At 67.0% G+C, this 12,110-nt stretch carries 15 protein-coding genes; 5 read left to right on the forward strand and 10 right to left on the reverse strand.

Going from position 1 to position 12,110, the window contains the following annotated elements; genetic code table 11:
* Nucleotides 1-7: 7 nt before the first annotated feature.
* From V2S05_RS12060 to V2S05_RS12085, 6 genes are all read right to left on the reverse strand, one after another.
* Nucleotides 8-343, reverse strand: coding sequence for a DUF6804 family protein (locus tag V2S05_RS12060; protein ID WP_271638610.1), 336 nt, complete (start codon nucleotides 341-343; stop codon nucleotides 8-10).
* Nucleotides 340-801, reverse strand: coding sequence for a signal peptidase II (locus V2S05_RS12065; protein ID WP_333909430.1), 462 nt, complete (start codon nucleotides 799-801; stop codon nucleotides 340-342). The genes V2S05_RS12060 and V2S05_RS12065 overlap by 4 nt, the downstream gene beginning before the upstream one ends.
* Nucleotides 802-847: 46 nt before the next feature.
* On the reverse strand, nucleotides 848-1,570 hold the full coding sequence (locus V2S05_RS12070) for a copper resistance protein CopC (protein WP_271638612.1): 723 nt from the start codon (nucleotides 1,568-1,570) through the stop codon (nucleotides 848-850).
* Between the two features lie 14 nt (nucleotides 1,571-1,584).
* The gene (locus V2S05_RS12075; RefSeq protein WP_271638613.1) at nucleotides 1,585-2,562 is read right to left on the reverse strand and encodes an NAD(P)-binding domain-containing protein; all 978 of its coding nucleotides are present in this window, start codon (nucleotides 2,560-2,562) and stop codon (nucleotides 1,585-1,587) included.
* Between the two features lie 26 nt (nucleotides 2,563-2,588).
* Nucleotides 2,589-3,296 (reverse strand): DsbA family protein, encoded by a 708-nt coding sequence (locus V2S05_RS12080; protein ID WP_271638614.1) that lies wholly within the window; start codon nucleotides 3,294-3,296, stop codon nucleotides 2,589-2,591.
* Between the two features lie 94 nt (nucleotides 3,297-3,390).
* Nucleotides 3,391-3,846, reverse strand: coding sequence for a hypothetical protein (locus tag V2S05_RS12085; RefSeq protein ID WP_271638615.1), 456 nt, complete (start codon nucleotides 3,844-3,846; stop codon nucleotides 3,391-3,393).
* A 373-nt stretch (nucleotides 3,847-4,219) separates the two neighbouring features.
* Between V2S05_RS12085 and V2S05_RS12090 the strand changes: the two genes are divergently transcribed.
* From V2S05_RS12090 to V2S05_RS12105, 4 genes are all read left to right on the forward strand, one after another.
* Nucleotides 4,220-4,954 (forward strand): M23 family metallopeptidase, encoded by a 735-nt coding sequence (locus V2S05_RS12090; RefSeq protein WP_271638616.1) that lies wholly within the window; start codon nucleotides 4,220-4,222, stop codon nucleotides 4,952-4,954.
* A gap of 283 nt (nucleotides 4,955-5,237) precedes the next feature.
* Entirely contained in the window at nucleotides 5,238-5,468 is a 231-nt protein-coding gene (locus V2S05_RS12095; protein ID WP_271638617.1) for a hypothetical protein, read from the forward strand.
* 30 nt (nucleotides 5,469-5,498) lie between these two features.
* Nucleotides 5,499-5,714 (forward strand): hypothetical protein, encoded by a 216-nt coding sequence (locus tag V2S05_RS12100; RefSeq protein WP_271638618.1) that lies wholly within the window; start codon nucleotides 5,499-5,501, stop codon nucleotides 5,712-5,714.
* Nucleotides 5,707-6,501, forward strand: coding sequence for a metallophosphoesterase (locus V2S05_RS12105; RefSeq protein ID WP_271638619.1), 795 nt, complete (start codon nucleotides 5,707-5,709; stop codon nucleotides 6,499-6,501). The genes V2S05_RS12100 and V2S05_RS12105 overlap by 8 nt, the downstream gene beginning before the upstream one ends.
* Before the next feature lie 13 nt (nucleotides 6,502-6,514).
* Here V2S05_RS12105 and V2S05_RS12110 read toward each other — a convergent pair whose 3' ends face one another.
* Genes V2S05_RS12110 through V2S05_RS12125 form a run of 4 tightly spaced genes read right to left on the reverse strand, consistent with a single transcriptional unit; the run spans nucleotide 6,515 to nucleotide 11,272 of the window.
* Nucleotides 6,515-7,531 (reverse strand): hypothetical protein, encoded by a 1,017-nt coding sequence (locus V2S05_RS12110; protein WP_271638620.1) that lies wholly within the window; start codon nucleotides 7,529-7,531, stop codon nucleotides 6,515-6,517.
* Between the two features lie 47 nt (nucleotides 7,532-7,578).
* Nucleotides 7,579-8,544 carry a TniB family NTP-binding protein gene (locus tag V2S05_RS12115; protein ID WP_271638621.1) on the reverse strand — a complete coding sequence of 322 codons (966 nt, stop codon included), beginning with the start codon at nucleotides 8,542-8,544 and terminating at the stop codon, nucleotides 7,579-7,581.
* Between the two features lie 8 nt (nucleotides 8,545-8,552).
* Nucleotides 8,553-10,538: a hypothetical protein gene (locus V2S05_RS12120; protein ID WP_413635601.1), complete on the reverse strand. Its 1,986-nt coding sequence runs from the start codon at nucleotides 10,536-10,538 to the stop codon at nucleotides 8,553-8,555.
* Between the two features lie 2 nt (nucleotides 10,539-10,540).
* Nucleotides 10,541-11,272, reverse strand: a complete 732-nt coding sequence (locus tag V2S05_RS12125; protein WP_271638623.1) for a TnsA-like heteromeric transposase endonuclease subunit — start codon at nucleotides 11,270-11,272, stop codon at nucleotides 10,541-10,543.
* Nucleotides 11,273-11,679: 407 nt separating this feature from the next.
* Between V2S05_RS12125 and V2S05_RS12130 the strand changes: the two genes are divergently transcribed.
* Complete coding sequence (locus V2S05_RS12130; protein ID WP_413635603.1) at nucleotides 11,680-12,108, forward strand: MarR family winged helix-turn-helix transcriptional regulator; 429 nt, start codon at nucleotides 11,680-11,682, stop codon at nucleotides 12,106-12,108.
* Nucleotides 12,109-12,110: the final 2 nt, after the last annotated feature.

Raw genomic sequence — 12,110 nt, forward strand, 5'->3', positions numbered from 1 at the left:
CGGCGGATCATGTGCGACGCACCTTGATCAGTGCTCCCGCGATCAGGAAGACGATGGCTGCGGCCGGCTGCGCCGCCGCCCAGATCGGCCCCGTGAACGGGAAGGGCACGACCGGGTTCCACAGGACGAGGACCGCGACGAATACCGGGATCCACCACCATTGGCGCGCCTGTCCCGCGAACCAGGCCACGATCGCCGCGAGGATCGCTGTGACGAACAGCACCACCTGGAACAGGCCGCCGTTAGTCCACAGCGGAGTGGTGAAGAGCACCGCTCCCGCGAGCAGCCCCGGTGCGAGCGCGTTGCGCTGGAACGTGGACGGCGTGCGTTGTTTCGCGCTCATGCGGCACCTGCTTCCGCTCGTGCCGAAGGAGCCAGCTCGACGTTGCGCCGCCGGGTCCAAGTGATGCCGAGAAGAAGGACGACGCCGATGCCGAGCGCGACGTCGGCGAGGTTCCCGATGAACAGGGTCCCGTAGGCGAGGAAGTCGGTGACGTGCCCGACCCCGAAGCCGGGCGGTGAGAACAGCCGGTCGATCAGGTTCCCGAGCGCGCCGCCCAGGATGAACCCGAAAGCCACCGCGAGCCCTGCCGTGCGTGCGCGGAGCGCGGCGATGATCAGCCAGACCACTGCGCCCGCTCCGACCAGGGTGAGCAGACCGGTGAATCCGGACCCGAGGGAGAGGATCGCACCCGGGTTGAACGCGAGCTGGAGACCGAACAGGTCGCCCAGGAGCGGGATCCGCGCCTCCTCGCTCAGCGTCGCGAGTGCGGCCGCCTTCGTGGCCTGATCGATCACCACGATCCCCGCCGCCACAATGGCAGCGACCGCGAGGTGTCTTGGCCGATTAGGACTCATCGGCATTCTCCTTCTCCTTCTTCTGCTGTGCCGCCCGATCACGCCGGCGCCGATCACGACCGGCCATGAACATCAGGAGTGCTGCGCTGCCCAGGAGGGCCGCTCCCCCGGCGACGACCAGGACGGGAAGCGCATCGAGATCCGTGCTCGGCTGGCTGTGGATGTCGCCGTAGCCGGACTCGGCGGTCGGCGTCGCGGCCGGCGCCGCGGTCTCCGTGTTCTCCTCCGATGGGGAGGGGCTGCTCGTCGGCGTGGGGCTGCTCGTCGGCGTCCCCGTCGTCTCCACCATGAACGTGTACTCGTCGCTGATCGGGTGTCCGTCACTGGACACCACCCGCCACCTCACCGTGACCTCTCCGACGACCAGCTGGTCGGACAGGTTCTGCGTGACCGTCGCCTCGAGGACCTCGGGAGCGCCGTCGACGAGACTGCTGCCGTCTTCTGCGATGACCTCGATCGCCGTGGCACCCTCGAGCGTCTGCAGCTCGCCCGTGAAGGTGAGGGAGATCTCCGCCGGGGCGCCAGATACGGTCGCGGATGCCTCGGGGTAGGTGGAGAGCAGCTCGTCGTGAGCAGCGGCGGGACTCGCCGTGCCGAGAACGGCTCCGCCGATGACCAGCAGAGCAGACAGGCTGGCGGACGCGGCGAAACCACGGCGCCGGTTGCTCGACGTTCGAGAGGCCGAGAGCCTTCGGCGGCGGATGGATGTCATGAGTTCTGCTTTCTTCACGGGCGTTCGATGATGCGGCGGGCGATGGCCGTGGCATCCCGCCAGACCCCCGCGATGGTGTCGGAGCCTCTGCCGCCGTACTGGGGGATCCCGGCGACGAACAAGCCCGGTATCCCGGTCATGGCCCGCTGGGGAGGATCGATCCGGGCGCTGTCCGGTAGCCAGTCGTCTCCGGGAACGAATCCGGTGGCGAGGATCACAGAGCTCGGCGTGGCCACCGTTCCGTCGACGAAGGTGACGGTGCTCTTCCCGGCCTTTGCCACTGCGGGGCAGATCCTCACCCCAGCGTCACGCAGTTGCTCGTAGCTATCCCCGAACACCGGCTCCGATCGCGATCCTCGACCAAGGAGCTGCCGGCGCGGATAGCGCGTTGCCGGCTGGTGCCGACGAGCCGTGCGGACAGCCAGGGTCACCGCATGTGAGGGGGCGAGTTCGCGGGCCAGCTGTACACCGCTGTTTCCGCCGCCGACGATGAGCACATCGTTCGTGGAGATCTGCCGCGGATACAGGTACTCGCTGCTGTGCAGCACGACTCCGGGCACCTGAAGTTCCGCTGCCCATGTCGGGATGCGCGGATGCGCGGCGGCGCCGGTCGCACACACGACGTTGCGAGTCTGCACCTCGCCTTCCGTGGTCGACAGGTGCAGGACCGAGCCGGACCCGCGCCGCTCCACGCCTGTCGCGCGCACACCCCAGATGGTCTTCACGCCGAGATCGCCTTCGACGTAGCTGAGGTACTCGATCATCTCGTCGACACGCGGCCGACGTCGTTGATCGCCCAGGAAGGGCAGGCTCGGCAGAGCGCTGTGACGGACGTCGCTGAGAAGCACCATCGAATGCCACCGGGAAGCCCAGCTGCGCAGGCCTGGCGCGGCCCCGTCGATCACGACGAAGTCCTGCTGGGGATGCAGTCCTCTCGCGACCAGGGCGGCCGCCACTGCGAGGCCGGCCTGACCACTGCCGACGACGATCACTCGTCTATGCGACAGGCCTGCCCGCATCACTCGTCACCGTTCACCGCTGCTTCGATGGCGTTCTCGAGGTCGTCCAGCTGCTGCAGCTGGAGCTGCTCGCCCTCGAGGAAGAACGTCGGCGTGCTGTTGACGCCGAGCTCCTGCCCCGCGTTGAAGTCGAACTCGACTCGTTCGAGCGTGGCGGGATCCGCGATGGCGGCGTCGTAGGCAGCCATGTCCAGGCCGATCTCCTCGGCGAAACCACGGAAGAGATCAGCGCGGGACTCCCGAGCCTCGCCCCACTCCGCCTGCGTCTCGAACAGCCGGTTGTACATCTCCTCAAGCCGATCCTGCTGGGCGGCGGCCTCTGCGGCGAGAGCCGCGTTCGTCGAGTTGAAGTGGCCCGGAAGCGGGAAGTAGCGCACCACGTAGGTGATCTCCCCGGCGTACTTCTCGCGAAGATCCTCCACGATCGGGTAGAACATCCCGCAGGCCTCGCACTCGAAATCGAGGAACTCCACGACCTCGACCGCACCTTCCCCACCGTCGTCGAGGATGTGCGAGCTGGCGTCGACGACGGCCGGGGGCTCGGCCGTCTGGCCCTCCGGCGCCTCGGGTGACGGAGTCGTCGAGCCTTGGTTGTTGATCATCACGTAGATGATCGCTCCCAGCACGAGGACGACAACGAGTGCTGCAGTGATCAGGATCGGACGCGCGCTGCGACCAGTGGCGCGCGGCTTTCCAGAGGGGTTCATCAAGTACTCCAAACAGGATCAAACGGCATGGAACAGGCCCCGGGCGGGTACCCGGGTGCGAGGTGCCGTCCGCACAGGACGGCATGCCGAAATGTCAGGTTCGGGAAAGACCCAGCTGTGTCAACGACAGTGCCCCGGTCCGGGCAACGATGATGCGTACCGGGACGAGCGAGAGGGCCGCCCACCGAGGAGCGAGATACACGACTCCCCGCCGGCGCGAGAGCATGCGGGCGAAGATCACGAGGACGAGCCCGCACAGCACGCCAAGAGCGCACAGTGCCGCCCCGACAAGAACCCCCGTTGTCTCGTCGCTAGCGGAGCCCGCCAGGTGCTCGTCGACGGCGCTGCCGCTCTCCCCCACGGTGACGTGGGGATCGACGAGTGTGTTCACCAGGAGCGGTGAGGTCGAAGGGCCTTCGCTCTCAGAGTGCGATGCACCGGCCGCACCAAGTATCAGAAGCAGAGCCAGCACAACCGCAGTAATGATCCTCGTTATCAACAATTGCTCGCTAAGCACTTCTGAGCGCTGCATCCGAGCCGAGGAAATCATCTCTGCAAGGGTACCGCGCCGACCTTTTGAGCCTCCTCCACGGAGGTGGATCCTGCTCTCTGGGCAGATGCTGTGAAGACGCATCTCGATTTGACCTGAGCGAATCGGACTATCTACCGTTACAAATCGGTAACGATCGGGTCTGCGATCGAGATGAGCATTCTGCTCCACCGGAAGGACCACCATCATTTCAGGGCTACCCGAGCGCGCATCCGAGAAGGCGTCGACGTCGTCGGCAGACCCCGGCTCCCCCGATCGCCCCCTCCTTCGTCGCGATCTCCGTCACCAAGGCGGCCCGGTGTCGCAGAAAGCCACCACGACCCGCCAAGCCCCCGTCATTCCGCGGCACGGACCTGAAAGCCGCGTACCGGCAGTGTCTGCGACACCTCCCCGCCGTCCACGCGCCCGGAGCCCGTGGGCACGAGCGAAGGCGCTCGGAGCCGCCCTCGCCGTCAGCGTGATGATCACCGGCGCCGCCCTTCCGGGAACATCCGACGCGGAATCGGAGCAGGTCGAGGCCGCGGTCACCGTTGACGCACAGTCATACACCGCAGGAGAGGACATCCGCGTCGAGGTCCTCCCTCGCGGAGACTTCTCCGCAACGACGGAGGAGGAGATCGCCGCGTCTCGCGCCCAGGCGATCACGGCCGCCGTCGCATCCGGCCGGCCCCTCTCGACAGCTGTGAACCTGCCAACAGCTCAACAGGTTCTCATGCCGTTGGCATCCGGCACCTACTCCCTCAGCGACGGGTTCGGCGCCTCGCGTCCGGGTCGCTCGCACATGGGTCAAGACCTCGCGGCGTCGGTCGGGACGCCCATCTATGCGGCTGTCGAAGGCTGTGTTTCGCTCTCAACCGAGAGCAACAGCGGCTACGGCGTGAGCATTCAGGTCGAGAGCCTGCTCGACGGAGAGACGGTCAGCACCCTCTACTCGCATCTGAACAGTGGGACCCGCGCGGTGGAAGTCGGGGACTGCGTCACTCCCGGCCAGTATCTCGGCGACGTCGGCTCCACCGGCTATGTCTTCGGATCCTGCCTGCACTTCGAGGTCCACATCAACGGCCGACCCATCGATCCCATGCCATGGCTCAGGGAGAACGTGGAGTGAGATCAGTTCGGCTCCGGAGGCGGGCTGAACAACCGACCTACTGAGGCCGCACAGCGCACCGGGATGCGCCTTCGATGGGTGATCACATGGGGGTCGAGGGAGAGTCTGACGGCTCGCTCTCTCTGACCACGCGATCGGCCTTCTAAGGCATGACGCCCTCCTTCCAACCGGAAAAACGCGGCATCAAACTCAGCGCGGTTCAGTCCTCCTGCCGAACGACGCATGTCCTAGACAGCGCCCAAGACGAAGTGTCAGACTGCTCTGTCCTGCATGAGGAGGTTCGATGGGCGCTGAGAACGATTCTGGGGGCTGGAATCAGGTGATCGACGGGATGATCGACCGCAGGGTTGCCGGCGTACCGACCGAGCCGGGCATCTACCGGCTGCCGTGCGGGGAGTGCTACGTCGACTTCTACATCGGCCCGGACGGCTCCGAGCACTGGCTGGTGCCTGGCGACCCCGCCGAGTACACCCGCGAGTCGGTCGCGGCCACGCGGCATGGCGAACATCCGTGAGAGCGCATGCACACTCTCAATGCTGCAGCTATGGAGATCCGCCGCCGCGCGGAGGAGCACGGTGTCGACCCGGCGGTGTTGCTGGCCGAGCTCGCCGCGAACGTCGATGAGGCGAATGCGGCCGAGGAGGCGGAGATCGCGCAGATCGTGCGGGAGCGCACGGCGTCCGGGGAGAGCGTTCCGCTGGCGGATGTCGCTCGCCGGTTCGGGATCGACCTTGAGGAGCGGATGGGCCGTGATGAGTGAGTATCCCTGGTTCGACTTCGATCAGGTCGACTACGTCACCTCCGACACGCACTTCAGTCATGCCCGGATCAGCGAGCTCGCCGGCCGCCCGTTCGGCACGGTCGAGGAGATGGATGCGGAGCTGATCGCCCGGTGGAACGCCACGATCGGCCCCGATGATGTGGTGCTGCATCTCGGGGATCTCGCGCTCGGCCCGATCGAGCAGTCCCTCGCTCTGACGGCACGGCTGAACGGGCGCCGGTTCCTGGTGCCGGGCAACCACGACCGGGTCTCGCCTGCGACGCAGTCGAAGCGGGCGATCGAACGGTTCCGGCCGCTGTACGAGGCGACGGGGTGGACGATCCTTCCCGAGGTGATCGAGGGCACCCGCCGCGGGTACAGGCTGCTGGCGTCCCACTACCCCTACGCCGGGGACTCGCAAGACGCAGACCGGCACACGGCACACCGGCCCCGTTGGGACGACGGGATGCCGCTGCTGCACGGGCACACCCACGCCCGCGACCACGGCCCGAACGGGCACCAGTTCCACGTCGGCGTCGACGCGCACGACTACGCCCCGATCCCGTTCACCGTCATCGACGAGTGGATCCGCACCATCCCCGGCATCCAGACCCGCCTCGAGACCGCGATCAGTGAAGCCCGCCAGGTGATCGCCGGCTACGACAACGAGGAGCGTCCGGGCATGGGCGCGATCTTCTACGAGCAGGGATACAACGAGTTCCGCATCGTTCTCGGCGAACTCCTCGACGCCCTCGACACCTCAACGGGCGGCGCAGAACCGGCCTGATCCGGACGGGTCGTCAGTGGAGGAGGGCGTCGGGCATGGGCCGGCGGCGGTCGAGCACCCGGTTGGCGGGTGCGGCGACGCCGGGCTCGTAGGGTTGCACCTGGATGCGGACGGTGCTGAGGTGGCGCAGCAGGCAGCTGCGGTGGCGTTGTGATGAGGCGACGAGAGCCTTCTCCAGCGTCGCCGGCCGCATGCTCGTGTGGCTCCGCCGCATCCCGTTCGCCGTCTCTACAGCTGTTTTCCCCTGGGTGACGATGCGTTCGGCGACCTGGTGGAGTTGGTCGGTCGTGGAGCTGTGCATGATCGTGATGACGGCGGCCTCGAGCGCCCAGACCTGCTGTGCCAGCCGGAACCGCGGGGTGAGGAGGTAGCTGGCGAAGGACAGGTCGGTGAGCACCGTCGCTAGACGGACGATCTCCGGGTACGCGATCAGGAACACGCTGTCCTGGTCCACCGCATCAAGGCCGAACGCCGCCATGCGCTCGCGGAACCGGGGTGGGAGGTCCGCGTCGGCGGCCCAGTGCCGGATCAGGGTCGCGGCCAGCTGCAGTTCCCCGGTGGTCAGGCCGACGCCGCGTTTCCACAGCGATCCGGACAGGCACCGCTCGGCACGCATGTACTCGGGGAACCCGGTCAGGTCGACGTCGGCGCCGTCGAGATGCCAGCGGCGGTGCCGGTTGCAGACGGCCCCGCCGCGGCTGCGCACGGTCGTCTCCTCCCCGTGCACGCAGCGCCGACACGCGGCCCGCGGCTGCTGCGTGTATCCGCAGCGCCGGCATGGGTGCGGCGCCCACTCGTGGTGGTGGCAGCGGACATACATCGCGTTGCGTCGAGCGTCCCTGTCGAAGTGCCCGGCCGGCAGCCCGCCGAGGCGCTCCGCCCACGCCGCCGCGCGCTCCAGGTCGGGCCGGTACGGAGGGATCCCGGAGATCCGGGTGACGTGGATCCGCACCAGCGTCGGCGTGAGGGCGTTCGCGACCGCCAGGCGCGCGAGGTATCCGGTGACCGTCTCCCCCGCCAGCGGCCGCACCGAGACCGGGAGCGGCCGGACCTGATCCGGCGGGATCGGCGTCCTGCTCATGCCGATGCCGCAGCTGCAGGGGCCTGCTTGGTGCCGAACACCGCGTCCAGGTCGAGGCGCTCGGCGCCGGAGTCGATCGCGTCGATGGCGAGCATGTGCAGCGTGCTCGTCAGATCCCCGATGATCCCGCCGGTCGCGTCGTGCAGCTCACGCTCGTGCCGGAGGATCGCGCCGGGCTGCTGCTCGAGCAGTCCGAGGGATCCCTCGACGGCGACCAGCAGGTTCGCCCAGGCCTGTTTCGCCTTCCCGGTGCGAGGGAACTTCTGCAGGTTCATGATCTGGAAGCGGCTGCTGATCTGCCGGCCGCGGGTTCCATCCAGCAGGCCGCTGGCCTCCACGTCGACGCCGGCGTAGACGAAGGTCCCGGGGCACTTCTCGGACAGCTGCTTGAGCGTGTCGGATGCTTCCGCCATCTGCCGGTACCTCTGATTCAGGTTGTGGATCTCGTCCACGACGATCAGCTCCGTACCGCACGTCCCGATCAGCGTGGCGATCGTGTTCATCAGTTCGCCCGTGTTGTACCGGGCACGCTCGGGCAGTCCCAGGAAGTGGGCGAACTCCCCGAGCATCAGCTTCGGCGTGCACGACGGCGGCACGGACACGTAGATCACCGGGATGGCGTTGCTTCCGACCGCGCCGATGTCCCGGCGGCGGCGTTCGAACCGGCGGGCGATCTGCGTGATCGTGGTCGTCTTGCCGATGTTCGGCTCTCCCGACACGATCACGCCGAGCTTGCCGTGCGACTTGTACCGATTCAACATCAGCCGACGCAGGATCTCCGTCTCGATCGCCTTGAACTGCGCTGTGTGCACCACGCTCCCGCGAATCATGAACTGCTTACGCGCCTCCCGGTTCAGCGCCCTATCTCCCGGTGACAGCGCCTCCAGCTCCTCCCGGCGCATCGGCACCGGCTGGTCGAGGATCTCGTCGACGAATCCGGTCCATCCCTGCTTGGTGTTCATCGCCAGAGTCATGTCAGCCGGTCCCAGACGCCGTCGTCGTCAGAGAGGAGCGAGAAGCCGCCGCCGCGCTCCCAGATCACCTCATCATCGTCCGGTTCCTCCACCGGCTCCTCGCGAGCCACCGACTTCGTGACGCTCGTCAGATGCAGCGGGTCGAGGTCGACCTCGGCGGCGCGCACGGCGCGGTTGCGCTTCGCGCCGGGGCGTACCCACTGGGCACGTTTCATCCGATCGGACAGGTACTCGGCGTCCTCGCGTGCTTCCCGATCTCCATCCGCGTCGCCTGCCCATGCCTCGCGCCACACGTCGCCGCCCATCGGGTCGTCGAGCCTGTCTGGGGCGGCGCGGAACGGGACGAACTCCCCGTCGTGCTCGACCCAGACGAACAGCGGATTGTGCGGGTCGTGACGGATCACACACGGGCGGGTCGCGCCTTCTCCCCCGGCGCCGGCGGCGCGTAGCTCGGTGAGGCGGTTCGACTTGTAGACCCGGCGGTCGTGGTTGATGCCGTAATCCTGCAGCGTGCACGTCTTCGCCGGCAGCAGGCCGATGAAGTCGTCCAGCTCGAAGGGGACGTGGATCTCCGGGGCGACGCGGCGGTATGCGCGGAACATCTCGTTCGGCGTCAATGTCCGGCCGGGGAGCAGCGGGTCGATGAGTCCGGCATGCGGACGGTTCTGCCACTCGATAGCGACCCAGTCCTCCAGCAGCTCCTGCAGCTGGGCCAGTGCCAGCGTGTCGTCGGTGGGCTCCTCCCGCCCGCGCCGCTCGACGCTCCCGCCCGTGAACCCCTCGAGGTACTGCACGAAGCGGGTCACGATCGTCTCGAACGTGCGCTCGACGTGCGGTTTATCCGTCGGCGTCTGTCGCGCCGCGAATGTGAGGGAGATCCCCAGACGGGCGCACCCGCGGCTGAATGCCCGAGATCGGAAGATCTTGCCGTTGTCCGTGGTGATGTTCTCCGGGAAGATGTACGGCTGCGCCAGCCGATGCCGGTCCAGACGCTCCTGATCGATCATGAACTGCCCCGCCCAGGTCGCCGACATCCTGCGCCGCTGCTCTCGCGCACCAGGCGGACGGTGCTCGTACGGGACCAGCACCCGCGCCAGAACACCGGCGAGATCCGCGCTGTTCGTCGCGACCGCACGCACGACAGCGGCGAGGATCGAGCGGGTTGCGACATCGTGGATGATCGTCAGCTCCGCCCGGTTCAGCCGGCCGTCCAGCAGCCGCGACGGCACATCGATCGCCGTGGAATCGATCTGAACATGCTCCCCAGGCCGCATCGACCCATGAAGACCGAACGCCCGATCAGGCTTGTTCGCCGCGACCTCCCTCGCCCGCGCCGAACCGCTCAGCCTGCCCGCGGTCGGATGCTCCGCGATCCGCCGGTATAGTGTCCGATCGCTCGGCAGATCCAACCGCTCGCCGTAGTCCTCCTCCAGCATCCACTTCACCTGATCGACCGTGCGGCGACGGGTGCCCGACGATCGCAGCTTGCCCGCCGCGCCGAGCTCGCTCAACGCAGCCGCGATCCGCGGGTCAGGCACCGGCTTACGACCGTTGTATCGACGCTTGTCGATCAGACCGAGCAGACCCTCCCGCCGGTACTGCTGGAACTTGCGACGCACGGTCGCAATCGAGACCTCCCCGACGAACCGAGACATCTCGACACGAACATCTTCCAGCAGCGACCCAGCATCCTCTCCCGTCTCGACACGCGCCTTCACGATCTCGAACTGCTCGGCCCAGGCCTCGATGATCTGCCGCTCTTCCTCTGGGAGGCCCTCCAGGAGCTGAACGTCGGCCGGCGCCGTCGCCGGCGGGCGCAGCTCATGCCAGACCACATCCGGCATCCGCAGCAACTCCTCGATCACCACCTCGCGGAGGCAGTCCTCAGCCAGTGAACGCAGCACGGCGACTCGATAGTCGACCGCGATCACCACGAAGTCCTGGTCTCCCCAGGTCAACCGCGTCCCGATCCCGGCACGCATGACTACACCGCCCTCGCCCTGGTGCTCAACGACAGCGGAGTCCGAACGTCGAAGTCCAGATCTCCCCACCACATCGCGGAGTACACCGCACCGAGCGGCTGATCGCAGGCATCCTCGAGCAGCTCCGCCCACTCCGCCAGCGAGTTCCTCTCTCCCGCGTGCTCACCGAGTCGACTCCTCACCGGCTCGGATGCCCACCGTCGGTATCGGTAACCCGACAGGAAGCGAAGGTTCCGGTGCTCCTCCACGGAAATGTCACTGACCACCGTGTATCCCCAGCCCAGTCGGTCGCACAGGTCCGCCGTGAGCGCGAACGTCGTCACATCGTCATCGCGGATATTGCTGTCGGGCTTCACATCGATGAGCACGCCACGCCCGTCGCGGTAGCGCACGAAGTAGTCCGGCGCGTGCTTGCCTCCCGACGCCCAGTGGATCCACATCGGCTGTGCCGCGATGCCGACGACATCTCGACCCCGATCGAGTCTCATCACCGCCGCACGCTCGTACAACGACTCGAACCAGACATGGCTCTCGATCGTGGCCGCCCAGTAGAGGCCCTCGTAGTTCCGCTTGTGCTTCCACGATGCCGGCGTGCGCACACGAGCCACGGACTCGAACGCGACATCCACGACATCGGATGCATCGCGACGACTCGGATCGCCGTCGCGGACGAACTCGATCTGCGCGTGTACGACCGCGCCCGAACCGCCGACAAGCTGTTGGGTCAGCTTCATGATCGCTCCGATCTCACCACGTGTGTTCAGTTGGAACGAGAACGTGAACCTGACGCGGCCAGAGTAAGACCGGGAGCACTGGCAGCCGGGAAGGCCGCATCCGCGTGTTGCAGAATCACTGGCACGGAACACGGGATCAACGACGCGGAATCAATATCAATGGCACGGAGCGCAGAATCACTGGCACCGGGCACCCGTCCCGGTCGCAACCGAATCTTTGTAACCAAAACGTTGCATTCGTTACCTTGCCGTTATATGCTCATCACACGGTGAATGTTTGCTGTGGCATCCACCGCATGTGATTGCAGGACTCTCTTTGGTGCAAGGGACAAGGGCCGGTCGGAAGCCTCTCCGACCGGCCCTTACTGCTGCCATCCGAGGTCGGCGCGCGACAGTACGCTGAGATCATGACCGACCGCGAGCTCGCCCTGCAGGCGTGGGAGAGTCTGTTCCGCGCGCAGCACCAGCTGCTGGCGGAGATGGCCGTCGACTTCGAGGGATCGGACCTGGCCCAGGGCGAGTACGACGTGCTGCTCACCGTCGTTCGTGCTCCCGGAATGACCTCGCGACTGCGCGACATCACCGCCAAGTCGCTCATCAGCCAGCCGAGCGTCTCGCGGCTCATCGACCGCATGGTGGCGCGCGGGCTCATCACGAAGGCGATCGATCCCGACGACGGGCGCGGTGCACTGATCACCGCGACGGACGCCGGAGCCAAGGCGTTCCGTCAACTGGCGACGGTGCACGGGCGCACCATCGCCGAGAAGATGTCGCCCCTCGACGACGCCGAACTCGCGACGCTGCTGCAGCTCACGAAGAAGCTGCGCCGGGTGTGACC

The organism is Microbacterium sp. OR16 (assembly GCF_047306725.1).
In the GTDB taxonomy this organism is placed as follows: domain Bacteria; phylum Actinomycetota; class Actinomycetes; order Actinomycetales; family Microbacteriaceae; genus Microbacterium.

Excerpts from the sequence above, each read along its gene's own strand:
- V2S05_RS12060 (WP_271638610.1), bottom strand. The coding sequence starts at position 343 with ATGAGCGCGAAACAACGCACGCCGTCCACGTTCCAGCGCAACGCGCTC.
- V2S05_RS12070 (WP_271638612.1), bottom strand. The coding sequence starts at position 1,570 with ATGACATCCATCCGCCGCCGAAGGCTCTCGGCCTCTCGAACGTCGAGC.
- V2S05_RS12080 (WP_271638614.1), bottom strand. The coding sequence starts at position 3,296 with ATGAACCCCTCTGGAAAGCCGCGCGCCACTGGTCGCAGCGCGCGTCCG.
- V2S05_RS12085 (WP_271638615.1), bottom strand. The coding sequence starts at position 3,846 with ATGATTTCCTCGGCTCGGATGCAGCGCTCAGAAGTGCTTAGCGAGCAA.
- V2S05_RS12095 (WP_271638617.1), top strand. The coding sequence starts at position 5,238 with ATGGGCGCTGAGAACGATTCTGGGGGCTGGAATCAGGTGATCGACGGG.
- V2S05_RS12100 (WP_271638618.1), top strand. The coding sequence starts at position 5,499 with ATGGAGATCCGCCGCCGCGCGGAGGAGCACGGTGTCGACCCGGCGGTG.
- V2S05_RS12105 (WP_271638619.1), top strand. The coding sequence starts at position 5,707 with ATGAGTGAGTATCCCTGGTTCGACTTCGATCAGGTCGACTACGTCACC.
- V2S05_RS12115 (WP_271638621.1), bottom strand. The coding sequence starts at position 8,544 with ATGAACACCAAGCAGGGATGGACCGGATTCGTCGACGAGATCCTCGAC.
- V2S05_RS12120 (WP_413635601.1), bottom strand. The coding sequence starts at position 10,538 with ATGCGTGCCGGGATCGGGACGCGGTTGACCTGGGGAGACCAGGACTTC.
- V2S05_RS12125 (WP_271638623.1), bottom strand. The coding sequence starts at position 11,272 with ATGAAGCTGACCCAACAGCTTGTCGGCGGTTCGGGCGCGGTCGTACAC.
- V2S05_RS12130 (WP_413635603.1), top strand. The coding sequence starts at position 11,680 with ATGACCGACCGCGAGCTCGCCCTGCAGGCGTGGGAGAGTCTGTTCCGC.